Source organism: Streptomyces sp. WAC04114, from assembly GCF_019733245.1.
GTDB lineage: Bacteria > Actinomycetota > Actinomycetes > Streptomycetales > Streptomycetaceae > Streptomyces > Streptomyces massasporeus_A.
The window spans coordinates 1-21,125 of the sequence record NZ_JAIGQA010000113.1 but is presented as its reverse complement, the minus strand read 5'-3'; the positions used below and the strand labels follow the sequence as shown (position 1 = coordinate 21,125).

General features: G+C 71.2%; 2 protein-coding genes (1 of these 2 running past the window's edge). Both read right to left on the bottom strand.

Annotated elements, in window-relative coordinates:
- A protein-coding gene (locus tag K4G64_RS25495; RefSeq protein WP_221758338.1) for a non-ribosomal peptide synthetase crosses the window boundary here: on the bottom strand, positions 1-13,993 show its 5' portion. It extends 767 nt beyond the left edge of the window; only the first 13,993 of its 14,760 coding nucleotides appear in the window; the start codon lies at positions 13,991-13,993; the stop codon falls past the left edge of the window.
- Positions 13,993-21,117 (bottom strand): non-ribosomal peptide synthetase, encoded by a 7,125-nt coding sequence (locus tag K4G64_RS25490; RefSeq protein ID WP_260460959.1) that lies wholly within the window; start codon positions 21,115-21,117, stop codon positions 13,993-13,995. The genes K4G64_RS25495 and K4G64_RS25490 overlap by 1 nt, the downstream gene beginning before the upstream one ends.
- Positions 21,118-21,125 lie beyond the last annotated feature (8 nt).

Here is a 21,125-nt window from a genome sequence, read left to right as displayed (position 1 = left end):
CCCCGGCCACGCCGACGGGGGCGGGCTGAAGATTGCCGTCCAGGACGTACAGGCGGGTGTTCGCCACCGGACGGCCGATCGGCACCGCATCAGCGACGTCCTCGCCGGCACGGACTTCGAACACGGCACAACCGACCACCGTCTCCGTCGGCCCGTACTCGTTGACGACCACCGACTCCGGGGCGCGCTTCAGCCAGTCACGCACTACCGAACCCGACAGCGCCTCGCCACCCACCACCCACGTCCGCGCCGCACCCGACACATCCGCCAAGTGCTCGCCGAGCAGGGGAAGATGAGCGGGAACCACCTTCACCAGGCCGAAGCCAGAGCGCCCGTCCAGGATCTCGGCAAGGCCCTCAGCGCCGCCCTCCGCAGATACGACCACCGCTCCACCGGACACCAGCGGCACCAGCACACTGGTGACCGTCAGGTCGAACGCCAGCGACGAATGCAACGGCGCACCACCAGGGCCATACAACCCCGACGCCCATCCCACGTAGTTCGCCAGACCGCCATGCGTGACCGCCACGCCCTTCGGCCGCCCCGTCGACCCCGACGTATACATCACATACGCCAACTGAGCCCCAGACAGGCCGACTTCAGGCGCCTCCGGGGAAGCCGCGTCCAACTGCATACGCGTCAGCACGTCGTCGAGCGCCACCACCTGGCCACGGCCAGCCGGAAGCTCGTCGAAGACCTCCTCCATCGTCAGCGTCAGCACCGCACCGCTGTCCCGCATCACAAACGCGATCCGCTCCACCGGATACGACACATCGATCGGAACGTAAGCAGCCCCCGCCTTCCACACAGCGACGATCGCGGTGACCATCTCCGCACCACGAGGAAGCGCCAGACCGACCACGGACTCCGGGCCAACCCCCTGAGCCAGCAGATAGTGCGCAAGACGGTTCGCCGCGGCGTCCAACTCGGCGAACGACACCTCGACATCCCCGTCGACCACCGCCACCGCACCCGGAGTCCGCGCCACCTGCACCGCGAACGCCTCCGGCACCAGCACAGCCGCCTCGGCCTCGGTGTCGTTCCACTCCACCAGCACCCGCCGACGCTCATCCACACCCAGCACGTCCACGTCGACGAGCGGCAGATCCGGTCCCCCGCTCAGCGCACCCTCCAGTGCTTCCAGAACGTTCAGCGCGGTGCTTCGCATGAGCGCGGCAACACCATGGGCGTCGATGGGGTCGATCGCGTCGATCGTCAGGGAGAGGCCCGATCCGTCGTCGTTGACCGCGACGGACAGCGGGTAGTTGTTGCGGTCGACGATGAGCAAAGTCCGTATGCCCTCAGCGGCCCTGGGTCGCCCATCATCGGCCGGTTCGGAGTTGGGGCTGCTGTTGTGGCGGTAGTTGAACATCGACGTGAACAGGGGCTGATCGGCCGGCACCCCACTGGCCCGCTGCGCCACCGCCAACGGCGCATGCTCGTGCTCCAGCAACGCCGCCAGCTGACCACGCATCGCCGCCACCGCCTCCAGCACACCCACACCGTCGACCCGCGCCCGAACCGGCAACATATTCATGAACGGACCAGCCACCCGGTCCGCACCCGCACCACCATTCATCCGACCGAACAACACCGTGCCGAACACCACGTCACCCCGCCCGGACACCGCCGCCAACGTCCGCGCCCACGCCACGTGCATGACCGTGGCCACACTGGAACCCAGCCGTCGGGCCACGTCGCGCAGCCGGCGCTCAGCGTCCGCGGGGAAGGCGAGACCCGCCCGGACGACACCCCTGCCGTCACCGCGCGCATCCACCTGCCCATACGGCGCGGTCGCTTCGGTGACGTCACCCAGCAGCTCAGTGAAGTACTGCTCGTGCTCGCCGGTTTGTGCCGCGGCGCGCGCCTGGGCCACGAAGTCGCGGAACGGCAGCGGCTCGGGCAGTTCGTGCCCTCGCCCTGCGAGGAAGGCGTTCACCTCCGCCAGCAGCACCTCGACCGCGGTGTGGTCCTGGACCATGTGGTGCATCCGCAGGAGCAGGAGCCAACGGTCGGTACCGGGCTCCGCCGCCGCGTGCAGCCTGATCAGGGAGGCCTTGTCCAGGTCCATGGTCAGACCGCCGAGTGCCACCAGGTCGGCTGCGGGATCAACGCTTCCCGGAGGCAGTTCGAGTTCGTCCAGCGCCATGTCGACGTCGCGCCACACGGCCTGTACCGGCTCGCGCAGTCCCTCCCACACGATGGCCGTGCGGAGGATGTCATGGCGGTCCACCACCCGTTGCAAGGCGGCCCGGAAGGCTTCCAGGCGGGCCCGTGAGTCGAATTCCATGACGATCGGCTGGACGTAGGCGTCTTCGCCGCCGTCGGCGAGCAGGTGGTGGAAGAGCAGTCCCTCCTGGAGCGGGGCGAGCGGATAGACGTCCGCCAGGTTCGGCGCTCCGCCTTCGACAGTCCCGACGACCCGAGCGATCTCCTCCGCCGTCAGGTCGACCAGCGGCAGCATGTCGGGCCTGATCTCGGTAGCGCCCTCGGGAATGAGGTTCGCCGGTACAACGAGAAGTTCTTCGCCCGTGGTGGCCGCCAGCCCAGAAGGCGTCGGCGTCTCGAAGAGTGCCTTGACCGAGACGGAGACACCGCGTACCCGCAGGCGTTCGACCAGGTAGACCGCGAGGAGGGAGTGCCCGCCGAGGGCGAAGAAGTCGTCGTCCACCCCGACCTCGTCCACCCCGAGCACCTCGGCGAACGCCTCGCAGAGGATCTCTTCGCGGGCGTTGGCCGGGGCGCGGCCTGCGCCGGCCTGGTACTCCGGGGCAGGCAGAGCCTTGCGATCCAGCTTGCCGTTGACGGTCAGCGGGAGCTCGTCCAGGACGACGATCGCCGTGGGAACCATGTAGTCCGGCAGTCGGGCCGACACGAACCGGGTGATGGATTCCGGCAGTTCGGACCCGGGGTCGTCCTCTGCTACGACGTAGCCGACCAGGCGTACGTCGCCCGGGGTGTCCTCGCGGGCGACGACAGCGGCCCGGGCCACCTGGGGGTGAGCGGCGAGGGCGGCCTGGACCTCACCCGGCTCGATCCGGAAGCCGCGTACCTTCACCTGCTCATCAGCGCGGCCCAGGAATTCGAGCCGGCCATCCGAGGCCCAGCGCGCAAGGTCACCCGTGCGATACATCCGCCCACCCGCTTCAAACGGGCAGGCGACAAACCGCTCCGACGTCAGATCCGGACGCCCCGCATACCCACGTGCGAGCTGGGCACCAGCCACATACAACTCCCCCGCCACACCCACAGGGACGGGCTGAAGATTGCCATCCAGCACATACAGGCGGGTGTTCGCCACCGGACGGCCGATCGGCACCGCATCAGCAACCTCGTCACCCGCACGGACCTCGAACACCGCACAACCGACCACCGTCTCCGTCGGCCCGTACTCATTGACGACCACCGACTCCGGGGCGCGCTTCAGCCACTCCAGGACAACTCCGCCCGGCAGGGCCTCGCCACCGACCACCCAGGTGCGCGCGGCACCCGACACATCCGCCAAATGCTCGCCCAGCAGGGGCAGATGCGCGGGGACCACCTTGGTCAGGCCGAACCCGGAATGCGTCTCAAGCACCCGGGCCAGACCTTCGGCGCCACCCTCGCGGGACACCACCACCGCACCACCCGACACCAGCGGCACCAGCACACTGGTCACCGTCAGGTCGAACGCCAGCGACGAATGCAACGGCGCACCACCCGGGCCATACAACCCCGACGCCCACCCCACATAGTTCGCCAGACCGCCATGCGTGACCGCCACACCCTTCGGCCGCCCCGTCGACCCCGACGTATACATCACATACGCCAACTGAGCCCCAGACAGGCCGACTTCAAGTGCCTCCGGGGAAGCCGCGTCCAACTGCATACGCGTCAGCGGATCATCCAGCGCCACCACCTGGCCACGGCCAGCCGGAAGCTCGTCGAAGACCTCCTCCGTCGTCAACGTCAGCACCGCACCGCTGTCCCGCATCACAAACGCGATCCGCTCCACCGGATACGACACATCGATCGGAACGTAAGCAGCCCCCGCCTTCCACACCGCCAGAACCGCGGTCACCATCTCCGCACCACGAGGAAGCGCCAGACCCACCACCGACTCAGCACCCACCCCCTGCGCCAGCAGATAGCACGCAAGACGATTCGCCCGCCCGTCCAACTCGGCGAACGACACCTCGACATCCCCATCGACCACCGCCACCGCCTCAGGCGTCCGCGCCACCTGCACCGCGAACGCCTCCGGCACCAGCACAGCCGCCTCAGCCTGCGTGTCGTTCCACTCCACCAACACCCGCCGACGCTCATCCACACCCAGCACGTCGACCGCGCTCAGGCGCAGGTCCGGGTCCGTCGACATCTGGTTCAGGACGCTGGTGAGTCGGCTGGCGAGCGTGTCGACGGTGTGGGGGGCGAAGAGGTCCGCCGCTCCGATGATGGAGCCGTTGAGGCCGGCCGGCACTCCCTGTTCGTCGTGTGCCTCGCCCACGAGGACGTCGAGGTCGAACTTCGACACCACCGTGCCGGACCCGGCGGTGCCGCGGATGCCGGGCAGCTCGAGCTTCGCCTCGTCGTTGTTCTGGAGGGTGAGCATTACCTGGATCAGGGGGTGCCTGGCCAGGGAGCGGCTGGGGGCCAGTTCCTCGACCAGGCGCTCGAAGGGCACATCCTGGTGGGCGAACGCGGCGAGGCTGCTCTCGCGAACCCGGGCGAGGATCTCACCGACCGTCGGGTCTCCGGACAGGTCGGTGCGGGCCACGAGGGTGTTGACGAAGAAGCCCACGAGGTCGTCCAGCGCCTCGTCGGTGCGGCCCGCGTTGGCCGCGCCCATGGGGATGTCGGTGCCGACGCCCAGCCGGGAGAGCAGGGTCGCGAGGGCTGCCTGGATGACCATGAACATGGTCACGCCTTCGGCGCGGGCGAGTTCCGCGAGGCGGGCGTGGACCTCGGCCGGGATGTGCAGCGGCACCCGGTGTCCCCGGTGGGATGCCACGGCCGGGCGGACGTGGTCGGCGGGCAGCCGGAGTTCTTCCGGCAGGGCGGTCAGGGCGCCGCGCCAGTAGGTCATCTGTTGGGTGATGAGGCTGTCGGGGTCGTTCTCGTCGCCGAGCAGGTCGCGCTGCCAGAGGGCGTAGTCGGCGTACTGCACCGGCAACGGCTCCCACTCCGGAGCCCGGCCCGCGCACCGCGCCTCGTAGGCGTGGGACAGGTCGGCCGCCAGGGGGGCCGTGGACCAGCCGTCGCTCGCGATGTGGTGCAGGACCACCACGAGCACGAGTTCGTCGCTGTCCGTCTCGAACAGCGTGACCTTGAGGGGGAGTTCGGTGGCGAGGTGGAAGGCGTGCCCGGCGGCGGCTGCGATCGCCGCGTCGAGTTCCTCCGGGGTGGTGTGGCCGGCCTCGACTTCCCAGTCGAGGTCCTCCGGGGCGAGGACGAGTTGGTGAGGCTCACCGTCGGCGACGGCGTAGACGGTGCGCAGCACCTCGTGGCGGCCGATCACATCGCGCAGGGCCATGCCGAGCGCCTCGCGGTCCGTTTCTGCCGACAGGCGCAGGACGATCGGAACGTTGTAGGTGGCGCCGGGGCCCTCCAGCTGGCCGAGGAACCACAGGCGGCGCTGGGCGAAGGACAACGGCACCCGTTCGGGGCGGGGCTGGGCGAGGAGCGGTGGGCGGGCGGCCTCGGACTCGTCGAGGACCGCCGCCAGCCGGGCCACGGTGGGTGCTTCGAAGAGGGCGCGCAGGGGGACCTCTACACCGAGCAGGGAGCGTACGCGGCTGATGAGTTTGATCGCCTGCAGCGAGTGGCCGCCCGACTCGAAGAAGTCGTCGTCGACGCCGATCCGTTCGCGGCCGAGGATTTGCGCGAACGCGGCGCACAGCAGTTCCTCGCGGACGTTGGCGGGTGCGCGGCCCGGTCGCGGGCCGCCGTCCGTTGCGGGGGACGGCGATCGGTCCGTGCCGGTGAGGATCTCCAGTCGGCCGTCGTGTGTCCAGCGGGCTCGGTCACCGGTCCGGTGGAGGGGGGTGTCGTCGCCGGTGAGCGGGGCCGTCACCGGGTCCGTGGTGTGACCGTCCCCGGCGAGGTACAGGTCGCCGACGACGGCGGGGGGTGTCGGGGCGAGGTCCGCGTCGAGCAGGTAGACCCGGGAACCGTCGACGGGGTGGCCGCAGGCGCGTACGTCGCTCCACTCCGTCAGGATGCGCTGCCGTTCCTCGCCGGAGAGGACGTCGACGGCGGCCAGCCCGACACCGGGGTTGTCGGTGACTTGGTCCAGGAGACGCCGCAGACGGGCCGCGAAGCGAGTGGCGGACTCGGGGGTGAAGAGGTCGGCGGCCAGGGTCGCGGAGCCGCGCAAGCCTGCGGGGGCGCCGTCCTCGTCGTGGGCCTCGGCGACGGTGACCTCGATGTCGAACCGTGCGGTGGTGTTGCCCGTGGCCGTGCTGCCGGCGCTCACGCCGTCGAGGTCCAGGCGGGGTGTGGCGGCGGTCTGTGACGTGAGCAGGACCTGGAAGAGGGGGTGCCGGGCGAGGGAGCGGGACGGGGCGAGCTCCTCCACGAGCCGCTCGAACGGCACGTCCTGGTTCTCGAAGGCCGCGAGGCTGGTCTCCCGGACCCGGGCCAGTACGGCGCCGAACGTCGGATCGCCGGACAGGTCGGTGCGCAGGACCAGGGTGTTGACGAAGAAGCCCACCAGGCCGTCGAGGGTTTCGTCCGGGCGTCCGGCGACATCGGTGCCGAGGGGGATGTCGGTGCCCGCGCCCAGCTTGCTCAGGAGCACCGCCAGGGCCGCCTGGACGACCATGAACATGGTGACGCCCTCGGTCCGGGCCAGCTCCGCGAGCTTGGCGTGCAGGTCGGCCGGGATGTCCAGGGGAACCCGGTGTCCCTCGTAGGAGGGGGACTCGGGGCGGGGGTGGTCGGCGGGCAGGGTCAGTTCGTCCGGGGTGCCGGCCAATGTGGAGCGCCAGTAGGCCAGTTGGCGGGCGATGAGGCTGTCGGGGTCGTTCTCGTCGCCGAGCAGCTCGCGCTGCCAGAGGGCGTAGTCGGCGTACTGCACCGGCAGTGGCTCCCACTGCGGGGCCGTGCCGGAGCGCCGGGCCTCGTAGGCGTGGGACAGGTCGGCCGCCAGGGGGGCCAGCGACCAGGCGTCACCTGCGATGTGGTGCAGGACGACCAGCAGGACGCTCTCCTCGGGTCCGGCGGTGAACAGCCAGGCACGCAGGGGGAGTTCCGTGGCGAGGTCGAAGGTGTACCGGGCCGCTCGGGCGATCGCGTCGTCCAGCGCCTCCGGGGCGACCTCGGCCTCGGTCAGCGCCCAGTCCTGCTCGTCCGGGGTGAGGATCCGCTGGTGGGGCTCGCCGTCGGCGGCGGCGTAGACGGTGCGCAGCACCTCGTGCCGGCCGATCACGTCCCGCAGTGCCCGGCCGAGTGCGCCGGCGTCGACCTCGCCGGTCAGCCGCAGCGCGACCGGGATGTTGTAGGTGGCGCTCGGTCCTTCGAGGGCGCCGAGGAACCACAGGCGGCGCTGGGCGAAGGACAACGGCAGCCGTTCGGGGCGACCGCCGGCCGTGAGTGCCGGTCCGGTCCGCTCGTTCGTGGTCGGCGAGAGCCGGGCGGCCAGGCCGGCCACGGTCGGGGTGTCGAACAGGGAGCGCAGGCTCACGTCGACGCCCAGCGCGGCGCGGATGCGGCCGACCAGCCGTACGGCGAGCAGGGAGTGGCCGCCGAGTGCGAAGAAGTCGTCGTCGACGCCGACCCGGTCCACGTCCAGGACCTGGGCGAACAGGGTGCACAGCAGCTCTTCGCGGAGGGTGGCCGGGCCGCGTCCGCCTTCGGAGCGGGCCTGGTCGGGGGCGGGCAGCGCCTTGCGGTCGAGCTTGCCGTTGGCCGTGAGCGGCAGGGTGTCCAGGACCACGACGGCCGACGGCACCATGTAGTCCGGGAGCCGGTGCGCGGTGTGTTCGCGTACCGCCGCCGGGAGTGCGGTCCCGGTGCCGGGTGCGGCGGGGGTCACGTAGGCGACGAGCCGCCGGTCGCCCGGGGTGTCCTCGCGGACGACGACCGCGGCCTGTGCCACATCGGGGTGCGCTGCGGTGGCGGCCTGCACCTCGCCGAGTTCGATGCGGTACCCGCGGACCTTGACCTGTTCGTCGGAGCGCCCCAGGTACTCGAGCTCCCCGGCCTCGTTCCAGCGGGCCAGGTCGCCGCTGCGGTACAGACGCTCCCCGAAACCGAAGGGGTCGGCGACGAACCTCTCGGCGGTCAGGTCCGGGCGGCCGAGGTAGCCGCGGGCCAGGCCGGCCCCCGCCAGGTACAGCTCACCGGCCACGCCGACGGGCACGGGGGCGAGGGAACGGTCCAGTACGTATGCCCGTGCGTTGGCGACCGGCCGGCCGATCGGGACCGTGCCGGGTACGTCGGCGTCGCCGTCGGCGAACCAGGCAGTCGAGTAGACCGTGGCCTCGGTGGGCCCGTAGATGTTCGCCACGCGCGCCTCGGGCAGGGTGTCCCGGATCGCGGCGACCGCGTCGGCGGTCAGGGCCTCGCCGGCCAGCACCACCGTGCGGGGCCGCAGCGGCAGCGGGCCGCTTGCCAGTACCTGGGTGAACGCGGACGGCACACCACTGACCAGGGTCGCCGGCCAGCCCTCGGACCGGCGCTCGGCGAGGGCCAGCAGGTCGTCGACGATCTCCACGGCGCCGCCGGTCACGAGCGGGCCGAACAGCTCGAAGACCGAGACGTCGAAGGTGAATGAGGTGGAGACGAGGACCCGGCGGAACTCCTGGGGGGTGAACTCCCGGCCCGCCCAGGTGAGCAGGTTCGTCACCGAACGGTGTTCGACCACCACGCCCTTCGGGCGGCCGGTCGAGCCCGATGTGAAGATCACGTAGGCCGGGTGGCGGGGTTCCAGCGGTGCGGTCCGCTCGTGCTGCGCGGGCGCGTCGGGAGAGAGTCCGGCGAGGCGCTCCGCGGTCCTCGGCGCGTCCAGCACCAGGACCGGCACATCCGTACCCTCCACCGGCAGGGTCGGCTCGGTGGACGCAGACACGAGCAACGCCGCCGGCCGCGCCTCACCGAGGATGTGGCCGATGCGCTCGGCCGGATACCGGGAGTCGAACGGCAGATAGGCACCGCCGGCCTTCAGGACGCCCAGCAGGGCCACCGCGGCGTCCACGCCGCGTTCCACGCAGACCCCGACGACGGACTCCGGGCCGATGCCCTGCCCGATCAGCAGCCGGGCCAACCTGCTGCTGCGTGCGTCCAGTTCGGCGTACGTGACCTCGGTGGGACCGTGGATCACCGCCACCGCGTCCGGGGTCCGCGCCGCCTGGGCGTCGAACAGTTCCGGCAGCGTCGCGAGCGGCACCTCGGCGGCCGTGTGGTTCCACTCCCCCACCACCCGTCGGCGCGCGTCCCCGGCCAGCACGTCCACCGCGCTCAGCGGCAGATCCGGGCCGCCTTCGGTGACCGCCGCTTCCAGGGCCGTCACCAGGTTCTCGACGGTGCTGCTCAGCAGCTCGGCGACGGCGTGCGGCGCGATCGGGGGCACCGCGTCCACGCTCAGCCCGAGGCTGTCGCCGTTGTCGTCGACGGAGACGAGGAGGGGGAAATTGGTGCGCTCGCCGGCGAAGACCGTTCGGATGCCCTCGACGGGCGCGGTCGCCGCACCCCGTTCCTCGGTGCCGCGGCCGGGGTTGTGGCGGTAGTTGAACAGGGAGGTGAACAGCGGCGCGTCGCCCGGCACCCCGCTCGCCCGCTGGGCCAGCGCCAGCGGCGCGTGCTCGTGCTCCAAGAGCCCGGCCAGCTGTCCGCGCATGGCCGTGACCGCCCCGGCGGCGCTCAGCTCCGCCACGCGCAGCCGCACCGGAAGGGTGTTGATGAAGGGCCCGGGCGTCCGTACCGCCCCGGCCCCGATGCGCCCGAACAGCACGGTGCCGAACACCACGTCGTCACGCCCGGCGACGGTGGCGAGGGTCCGGGCCCAGGCCACGTGCATCACGGTGGCCGGGCTCGTGCCCAGCCGCCGGGCGACCTCCCGCAGCCTGTCGTTCAGTTCCGCAGGGAGCGGCAACCGGTGCCGCACCACCCCGAGGCCGTCTCCGCGTGCGTTCAACTGTCCGTACGGTGCCGTCGGTTCGGTGACGTCGGCGAGCAGCTCGGTGAAGTACCGCTCGTGCCGCTCCGGCCGGGTGGTGCGGCGTGCCACGGCAACGAAGTCACGGAACGCAACCGGCTCGACGAGGCTGTCCCCGCGGCCGGAGAGGAAGGCCTGCACCTCCTCGAGGAGGATGTCCATCGCGGTGTGGTCCATGGCCATGTGGTGGACGCGGATCAGGGCCAGTCGGTGTCCGGTGCCGGGCACCTCCACCGTGTGCACGTCGATGAGCGGGGCCCGACGCAGGTCCATGGCGAGTCCGGCGAGCGCCAGCAGCCCGTCGACGGGCTCGGTGCCGGCGGCCGGTGACACGCGGTGCACGGGCAGCGCGGCGGAACGCCGGACGACCTGGACGGGTTCCCGCAGGCCCTCCCACACGATGGAGGTCCGCAGGATGTCGTGCCGGTCGACGACCTGCTGGAGTGCGGCGAGGAAGGTGTCGAGCCGCTCCTGCGAGTCGAACTCCACGACCGTCGGCAGGACGTACGTGTCCTCCCCGCCTTCGACGAGGAGGTGGTGGAAGAGGAGACCTTCCTGGAGGGGAGCGAGGGGGTAGACGTCGGCCACGTTCGGCGCGCCGCCCTCGACCGAGGCGACGACCCGGGCGATCTCCTCGGCCGTCAGGTCGACCAGCGGCAGCATCTCCGGCGTGATCCGCTCGGCGCCCTCGGGGATCAGGTTCGCCGGCACCTCCAGCTCCTCGGCCGTGGACAGGGCCAGACCGGCGGGGGTCGGGGTCTGGAACAGGGCTCGCACCGCCACGGACACGCCCCGTTCCCGCAGACGGTCCACGAGCCGGATCGCCAGCAGCGAATGACCGCCCAAGGCGAAGAAGTCGTCCTCGACCCCCACTCGCTCCAGCCCCAGGACCTCAGCGAAGACCTCGCACAGAACCTCCTCACGCACCCCCACCGGCCCACGTCCGGTACCCGCGTCGAACGACGGCACCGGCAGCGCGCGCCGATCCAGTTTCCCGTTCGGCAGCAACGGCAGCTCGTCCAGCACCACCACGGCCGACGGCACCATGTACCCAGGCAACCGCTCCCCCGCCAACCGCCGCAGCGCATCTGGCAGTTCGGCGACGTCCGCACCCTCGACGGGCACGACATAGGCGACCAGACGCACGTCCCCCGGTGTGTCCTCGCGGGCCACGACAGCGGCCCGGGCGACCTGCGGGTGCGCGGCGAGGACCATCTGCACCTCACCCGGCTCGATACGGAAGCCACGGACCTTGACCTGCTCGTCCGTGCGGCCGAGGTACTCCAGCTGCCCCTCGGCGTTCCACCGCACCCGGTCACCCGTGCGGTACATCCGCACACCCGACCCGAACGGGCTCGCCACGAACCGCTCCGACGTCAGCCCGGCCCGGCCCAGATAACCGCGAGCCACACCGGCACCGGCGATGTACAACTCCCCGACCACACCGGCCGGGACCGGCCGCAGGCGTGCGTCCAGCACGAACACGTGGGCGCCCGTCACCGGCCTGCCGATCACGGGCACGGCCGCATCCGCGACCCGGCCGATGACGGAGTCGACGGTGCACTCCGTCGGCCCGTAGAGGTTGAACGCTTCCAGGCCCGGGACGGTCCGCAGCCGCTGCCAGATCCCGGCGGGCACCGCCTCTCCACCGCAGGCGATCCGCCCCGGACGCCAGTCTCCGTCCAGCAGTCCCTCGTCCAGCAGCACCTGCAGATACGACGGCGTGACCTCGAGGAAGTCGACCCGGTGCTCGCCGATCCACCGCACCAGCCGGCCCGCGTCCCGCCAGGTCTCCCCGTCCACGACATGCAGCTCATGCCCCAGGAACAGCCCGGCCAGCTGATCCCAGGACGCATCGAAGGACACCGACGTCGTCAGCGCCACCCGCAACGGACCGCCCGAAGACGCCAGCAGACCCCCACGGTGCTCCTCGCACAGATTCACCGCACCCCGGTGACTCACCAGCACGCCCTTGGGCCGCCCCGTCGACCCCGACGTGAAGATCACATACGCCGGATGCCCCGGCTGCGGCAGGGCGTCCCGGGCGGGTGGGTGCGCGGGCAGCAACGACAGCATCGACGCGGTCGCCGGCTCGTCCAGCGTCACCACCGACGCCGCGAGGTCCGGCGCCAGCGAACCCATGGTGCCGCGCGAGGCCAGCACCACCGTCGGCGCCGCGTCCTCGATCATCAGCCCGAGCCGGCTCGCCGGGTACTCGGGATCCAGCGGCACATACGCGCCCCCGGCCTTCAACACCGCCAACAGCGCCACGACCAGATCGGGACCACGCTCCAGGCACACTCCGACCAGCGACTCCGGACCCACACCCCGCGACATCAGCAGCCGGGCCAGCCGGTTCGCGCGCGCGTCCAGCTCGCGATACGACACCTCGGCGCCTTCGGCGACCAGCGCGACGGCCTCGGGCGTCCGCGCGACCTGCGCCGCGAACAGCTCGGGCAGCGTCGCCGCGGCGGCGTCCCGCTCGGGCCCCTGCCCCTGCAGCCGCATCCGGTGCAGTTCGGCCTCGTCCACCAGGGCGACGGAACTGATCGGGGCCTGCGCGTCCGCCGCCAGCGCGGCGAGCACCCGCGACAACCGGTCCGTGAGCTGCTCGGCCGTGCGCAGCTCGAAAAGATCGGTGGCCACGGAAAGCGTTCCGCGCAGACCGGCCGGGGCGCCGGTCGGGTCGAAGAGCTCGGTGACGTTCACGTCCAGGTCGAACTTGACCGTGCGCTCCCCGACCGGCAGGCCCTCGGCATCCTCGGACACGGTGTCAACCACCGTGCGCCTGTTGTTCTGGACGGTCAGCATCACCTGGAACAGGGGGTGCCGGGAGAGCGAACGGACCGGGGCGAGTTCCTCGACCAGCTTCTCGAACGGCACTTCCTGATGCGAGAACGCCGCAAGACTGTTGCGGCGCACCCGGCCCAGCACTTCACGGAACGTGGGGTCACCGGACAGGTCCGTACGCAGCACGAGAGTGTTGACGAAGAAGCCGACCAGATCGTCCAGGGCCTCGTCCGTACGCCCCGCCACCGCCGTCCCCACGGGGATGTCGTCCCCCGCGCCGAGCCGGGACAGCAGCACCGCCAGGGCCGCCTGAAGCACCATGAACATGGTGGCGCCCTCGGCACGGGCGAGCTCCGCCAGCCGTGCGTGCACGTCCGCCGGCACGGCCAGCTGCACGCCGTGCCCCCGGTAACTGGACCTCACCGGGCGCGGCCGGTCGAAGGGCAGCTCCAGCTCCTCGGGCAACCCGGCCAGCGCGCCTCGCCAGTAGGTCATCTGCCGGCTCGTCAGACTGTCCGGGTCGTTCTCGTCGCCGAGCAGCTCGCGCTGCCAGAGCGCGTAGTCGGCGTACTGCACCGGCAGCGGGGCCCACTCCGGTGCTCGACCGGCGAGCCGTGCCTCGTAAGCGGTGGTGACATCACGCGCCAGCGGTCCCGTCGACCAGCCGTCCCCGGCGATGTGGTGCAGGACCACGACCAGGATCCGCTCTTCCGGACCTGCCGAGAACAGCCAGGCCCGGATCGGGATCTCGACGCCGAGGTCGAAGGCGTACGCCGTCACCTGGGCGACAGCCCCGTCCAGCCCCTCGGGGGGCACCTGAACGTCCGTGAGTGCCCACTCCAGTTCGTCCAGCTTGAGGATCCGCTGGTACGGCTCCCCGTCCGCGACCTCGAAGACGGTCCGCAGCACCTCGTGCCGCCCGATCACGTCCCGCAGCGCGGCATCAAGGGCCGCAGCGTTCGCGTCCCCCGGCAGCCTCACGATGAGGGGGACGTTGTAGACGGGGCTCGGCCCCTCCAGCCGGTTGATGAACCACAGGCGGCGCTGCGCGTATGACAACGGAATCATCAGGACTCCTCCTGGTTGCGCATCGGCCGCAACGCCGGCCTAGCTGATGACTGGTGGTGTGGGAGCTGCTGGGCGAGTCGGGCCGGGGTCGGGGCCTCGAAGAGGGTGGCGATCTCCAACTCGACACCGAGCACCGTCCGGACCCGGCTGACCAGCCGGACGGCGAGGAGGGAGTGCCCACCGAGCGTGAAGAAGTCGTCGTCCACGCCCACGCCGTCCACCCCGAGCACCTCGGCGAACGCCTCACACAGCAGCTTCTCCTGCTCGTTGGCCGGGGCGCGGCCTGCACCGGCCTGGTACTCCAGGGCAGGCAGGGCCTTGCGATCCAGCTTGCCGTTGACGGTCAGCGGGAGCTCGTCCAGGACGACGATCGCCGACGGGATCATGTAGTCCGGCAGTCGGGCCGACATGAACCGGGTGATGGAGTCGGGCAGTTCGGACGTGTCGTCGTCTGCTACGACGTAGCCGACCAGGCGTACGTCGCCCGGGGTGTCCTCGCGGGCGACGACAGCCGCGCGGGCCACCTGGGGGTGAGCGGCGAGGGCGGCCTGGACCTCACCCGGCTCGATCCGGAAGCCACGCACCTTCACCTGCTCATCAGCCCGGCCCAGGAACTCCAGCCGGCCATCCGCAGCCCAGCGCGCAAGGTCACCCGTGCGATACATCCGCCCACCCGCTTCGAAGGGGCAGGCGACAAACCGCTCCGACGTCAGCTCCGGACGCTTCGCATACCCGCGGGCGAGCTGGGCACCGGCCACATACAACTCCCCCGCCACACCCACAGGGGCGGGCTGAAGATTGCCGTCCAGCACGTACAGGCGGGTGTTCGCCACCGGACGGCCGATCGGCACCGCATCAGCAACCTCGTCACCCGCACGGACCTCGAACACCGCACAACCGACCACCGTCTCCGTCGGCCCGTACTCATTGACGACCACCGACTCCGGGGCGCGCTTCAGCCAGTCACGCACTACCGACCCCGACAGCGCCTCGCCACCGACCACCCACGTCCGCGCCGCACCCGACACATCCGCCAAATGCTCGCCCAGCAGAGGCAGATGCGCGGGAACAACCTTCACCAGGCCGAAGCCAGAGCGCCCGTCCAGGATCTCGGCAAGGCCCTCAGCGCCACCCTCCGCAGATACGACTACCGCAGAACCGGTGACAAGCGGCACCAGCACACTGGTCACCGTCAGGTCGAACGCCAGCGACGAATGCAACGGCGCACCACCCGGGCCATACAACCCCGACGCCCACCCCACATAGTTCGCCAGACCGCCATGCGTGACCGCCACACCCTTCGGCCGCCCCGTCGACCCCGACGTATACATCACATACGCCAACTGGGCACCAGCAAGCTCGACTTCAGGAGTCTCCGGGGAAGCCGCCTCCAGCTGCATCCGGGTCAGCGGATCATCCAAAGCCACCATCTGGCCACGGCCAGCCGGAAGCTCGTCGAAGACCTCCTCCGTCGTCAGCGTCAGCACCGCACCGCTGTCCCGCATCACAAACGCGATCCGCTCCACCGGATACGACACATCGATCGGAACGTAAGCGGCCCCCGCCTTCCACACAGCGAGGATCGCGGTGACCATCTCCGCACCACGAGGAAGCGCCAGACCGACCACGGACTCCGGGCCAACGCCCTGAGCCAGCAGATAGTGCGCAAGACGGTTCGCAGCGGCGTCCAACTCGGCGAACGACACCTCGACGTCCCCGTCGACCACCGCCACCGCACCCGGAGTCCGCGCCACCTGCACCGCGAACGCCTCCGGCACCAACACAGGCACCTCGACGGAACCGGTGTCGTTCCACTCCACCAACACCCGCCGACGCTCATCCACACCCAGCACGTCCACGTCGACGAGCGGCAGATCCGGTCCCCCGCCCAGCGCACCCTCCAGCGCACTCACCAGCGCCTCCGTGGCCGTCAGCCACAGGCCGACCACCGACTCCGCGTCGATGGACGACACCGCGTCCACCTGGAGGGCGAGACGGGAGTCGTCGTCGTTGACAGCGGCGGAGAGGGGGTAGTTGTTGCGGTCGACCACGAGGACCGTGCGGATGCCGTCCTCGCCTCCGTCGTGGTGGTCGTCAGGGGTTCGGCCCGAGTTGTGGCGGTAGTTGAACATCGATGTGAACAGGGGCTGATCGGCCGGCACCCCACTGGCCCGCTGCGCCACCGCCAACGGCGCATGCTCGTGCTCCAGCAACGCCGCCAGCTGACCACGCATCGCCGCCACCGCCTCCAGCACACCCACACCATCGACCCGCGCCCGAACCGGCAGCATGTTCATGAACGGACCAGCCACCCGGTCCGCACCCGCACCACCATTCATCCGACCGAACAACACCGTGCCGAACACCACGTCACCCCGCCCGGACACCGCCGCCAACGTCCGCGCCCACGCCACGTGCATGACCGTGGCCACACTGGAACCCAGGTCGCGGGCGACTGCGCGCAGCCGGTCCTCGAAGGCCTTGTGCAGCGGAAGGTCGTGGCGCACGATGCCGGCGCCGTCGCCGCGGACGTCGAGCAGGCCGAACGGGGTGGTCGGCTCGGTGACGTCGCCCAGCAGGCCGGCGAAGTACTCCTCGTGACCGCCCGCGGCCATCCCGGCGCGTGCCTGTGCCACGAAGTTGCGGAACGGCAGGGGCTCGGGCAGCGCGTCGCCGCGCCCGGCGACGACTTCCGCCACCTCGCGGATCAGGACCTCCTTTGCGGTGTGGTCCTGGACCATGTGGTGCAGCCGGATCACGGCCAGCCGGCGGTCCTCGCCGGGTACGGCGGCGGTATGGGCGTCGATCAGGGGCGCCGTGCCCAGGTCCATGGTGAACCCGCTCAGGGCCACCAGTTCGGCGGCGTGGTCGGGGTTCTCCGGGTCGAGCCGGACCTCACGGACGGGGAGGACGGCGCGGCGCCAGACGACCTGGACGGGCTCGCGCAGGTCTTCCCAGACGATGGAGGTCCGCAGGATGTCGTGCCGGTCGATCACCCGCTGGAGGGCGGCGAGGAAGACGTCCAGCCGCTCCTGGGAGTCGAACTCGACCACGATCGGCATCAGATAGGCGTCGTCGCCAGTGGCCAGGAGGTGGTGGAAGAGGAGGCCTTCCTGCAGGGGGGCGAGGGGGTAGACGTCGGCCACATTCGGTGCGCCGCCCTCGACAGATGCGACGACCCGGGTGATCTCCGCGGGGGTCAGGTCGACCAGCGGCAGCATCTCCGGCGTGATCTGCGCAGCACCCTCGGGAATCAGGTTCGCCGGTACCTTCACCGGCTCACCGCCCGTGGACGCCGCGAGTCCCGCCGGCGTCGGCGTCTGGAACAACGCCCGTACCGCGACGGACACACCGCGCGCACGCAGCCGCTCCACGAGCCGGATCGCCAGCAGGGAATGGCCGCCCAGAGCGAAGAAGTCGTCGTCGACGCCGACGCTGTCCAGGCCCAGGACCTCGGCGAAGACCTCGCACAGCACTTCCTCGCGCACCCCGGCAGGCCCACGTCCCGTGCCGGCCGCGTACGACGGCGCCGGCAGGGCACGCCGGTCCAGTTTTCCGTTCGGCGTCAGCGGCAGCTCGTGGAGGACGACCACGGCCGACGGCACCATGTATCCGGGCAGCCGCTCTCCCGCCAACCGCCGTAGCGAGGAGGGCAGTTCGGACAGATCGGCGTCGTCGGTCGGCACCACGTAGGCCACCAGCCTCGGGTCGCCCGGGACGTCCTCGCGGACCAGCGCCGCCGCCCGGGTCACCGACGCGTGGTCGGCCAGCACGGCCTCGATCTCACCCGGCTCGATCCGGAAGCCGCGCAGCTTGACCTGGTCGTCGACGCGTCCCAGGTATTCGAGATCGCCGTCGGAGCTCCAGCGGGCGAAGTCGCCGGTGCGGTACATGCGCGCGCCGGGCTCGCCGTAGGGGCAGGCCACGAACCGCTCGGACGTCAGCCCGGAGCGGCCGTGATAGCCACGCGCCACACCCGCGCCTGCGATGTACAGCTCACCGGCGACGCCCGGGGCCACCGGTCGCAGACGGGCGTCCAGGACGTAGACCGCGGTGTTGGCGATCGGGCGGCCGATCGAGGCCGGGCCGTCGATCCGGTGGGTGGTCGACCAGATGGTGGTCTCGGTGGGTCCGTACATGTTGGTCGCGGACGCCGCTCGGGACGTCAGTGTCCGGGCCAGCTCGGCGGGCAGTGCCTCGCCGCCCACCAGGACGGCGACCCCGGTCAGCAGGGTGTCGTCGCCGTCGGCGAGGACCGCGTGCCACAGGCTCGGGGTCGCCTGGACGATCGTCGCGCCCGAGGAGGCGATCAGCTGCCGCAGATCGCGCGGATCGCGTACGGTCTCCTGCCCGGCGAGAACCACGCGGGCCCCGGTGAGCAGCGGGAGGTACAGCTCCAGGCCGGCGATGTCGAAGCCGACCGTGGTGACGGCCAGCAGCCGGTCTTCGCTACCGAGTCCGAAGCGCTCCTGCATGGCGGCGAGGAAGTTCACCAGTGAGCGGTGCTCGACCACCACGCCCTTGGGGCGTCCCGTGGAACCGGACGTGTAGATGATGTACGCGGGGTGCTCGGCTCGCAGGCCGGTCGCGGGCGGGCGGTTCTCCGCCGCGGCCAGTTCCGCGGCCACGGCGGGGTCGTCGAGCACGAGCGTGGGCACGCCCGTCGTGTCGCCGTCCCCGGCGGGCCGGTCGAGCAGGCCCGTGCTGGTCAGGACGATCCGCGCCCCTGCGTCGGCGAGGGCGAAGGCCGTCCGCTCGGCCGGGTACTCCGGGTCGAGCGGGAGGTAGGCGCCGCCTGCCTTGAGTACGGCCAGGAGGCCGACCAGGAGGTCGGTGCCGCGGTCCAGGCACACTCCGACCACGGATTCGGGGCGCACACCCCGGTCCACCAGGAGCCCGGCCAGCCGGTTGGCGCGGGTGTCGAGTTCGGCGTAGGACACCTCGGCCCCGTCATGGACCACCGCCACGGCGTCCGGGGTGCGTGCCGCTTGCCCGGCGAACAGCTCCGGCAGCGTCGCGGGAGCCACTTCGGCGGCCGTGTCGTTCCAGTCGAGCAGCACCCGGCGGCGCTCGTCCGTGTCCAGTACGTCGACCGCGCTCAACCGCGCCTGGGGGTCGGCGACCAGCAGACCCAGCAGGCCGACCCAGCGTCGTGCGAGCAGCTCGGCCGTCGCCAGGTCGAACAGGTCCGCCGCAGCGATGAGGGAGCCGCGGACACCGGTCGGCCGACCGTCCGCGTCGAACGCCTCGTCGACGGAGAGCTCCAGGTCGAACTTGGCCGCCCGCTCACCACCGGGGAGCGGCTGCGCACCCGTCTCCCCCAGGTCCAGTACTGCCTCGGCGGTGTTCCGCACGGCGAGCATGACCTGGAAGAGGGGGTGGCGGGCCAGGGAACGGACGGGGGACAGCTCCTCCACCAGCCGCTCGAACGGCACGTCCTGATGACCGAAGGCCGACAGATCCGTCTCCCGCACCCGGGCCAAGACCTCACGGAACGTGGGATCGCCCGAGACATCCGTGCGCAGCACCAGCGTGTTGACGAAGAACCCGACCAGATCGTCCAGCGCCTCGTCCGACCGCCCGGCCACCGCCGTACCCAACGGGATGTCCTCACCCGCGCCCAACCGCGACAACAGCACCGCCAGCGAAGCCTGCAGCACCATGAACATCGTCACGCCCTCGGCCCGCGCCAACTCCACCAGCCGCGCATGCACCTCGGCCGGAACCTCCAGCGGGACGCTGTGACCGAGGTAGCCGGCGACGGGCGGCCGGGGCCGGTCCGCGGGGAGGGTCAGCTCCTCCGGTGCGTCCGCCAACGCTTCGTTCCAGTAGGTGAGTTGCTGCGACAGGAGGCTGTCGGGAGCCGACTCCTCGCCGAGCAGCTCGCGCTGCCATAGGGCGTAGTCGGCGTACTGCACCGGCAGCGGCTCCCACTCCGGAGCGCGACCGGCGAGCCGGGCCTCGTACGCCACCGACACATCGCGCGCCAGCGGGGCCGTCGACCAGCCGTCCCCGGCGATGTGGTGCACGGTGACGACGAGTACCTGCTCGGCGTCGGCGATCCTGAACAGACGTGCGGTGATGGGCAGTTCGGCGGACAGGTCGAAGGCGTGCCCGGTCGCCCCGGCGACGGCGGCGTCCAGTTCCTCCGGTGCGACCTCGGTCACCACCAGGTCCCAGTCCAGTTCCTCCGGCGCGACAACCCGCTGATGGGGCTCGCCGTCGGTGATCGAGTAGGTCGTCCGCAGCACCTCGTGGCGGCCGATGACGTCCCGCAGGGCGAGGCCGAGGGCCGCCGGGTCCAGCGAGCCCGTGAGCCGCAGCACGGTCGGGACGTTGTAGGTCGCGCTCGGGCCCTCCAGCTGGGTCAGGAACCACAGGCGACGCTGTGCGTACGACAGCGGTACCAGTTCCGGCCGTTCCCGCACGGCCAGCGACGGCCTGGCCGTGGCGACGTCACCGAGCCGGGCCGCGAGTCCGGCCACGGTCGGCGTGTCGAAGAGGGTACGGATGGCGACCTCGACACCGAGCAGGGTGCGGATCCGGCTGACCAGTCGCACCGCGAGCAGCGAGTGCCCGCCCAGCTCGAAGAAGTCCTCCTCCACGCCCACCGAGGGCAGACCGAGCACCTCGGCGAAGGCCAGGCACAGGATCTCCTCCTGCAACGTCGCCGGCCGACGCCCGGCGCTGCCCGACGCGTAAGCGGGGGCCGGAAGGGCCTTGTGGTCCAGCTTGCCGTTCGCCGTCAGCGGCAGGGCGTCCAGCACCACGACCGTCGAGGGCACCATGTGGTCCGGCAGCCGCTCCGCGACGAACTCCCGCAAGTCGGATATCGGTTCGGCGGCGATCGGGACGACGTAGCCGACGAGGCGGACGTCCCCCGGGGTGTCCTCCCGGGTCACGACAGCGGCCTGGGCGACCTCGGGGTGCGCGGCGAGGACCGTCTGCACCTCACCCGGCTCGATACGGAAGCCACGCACCTTGACCTGCTCGTCCGTGCGGCCGAGGTACTCCAGCTGCCCCTCGGCGTTCCAGCGCACCCGGTCACCCGTGCGGTACATCCGCACACCCGACCCGAACGGGCTCGCCACGAACCGCTCCGACGTCAGCCCGGCCCGGCCCAGATACCCCC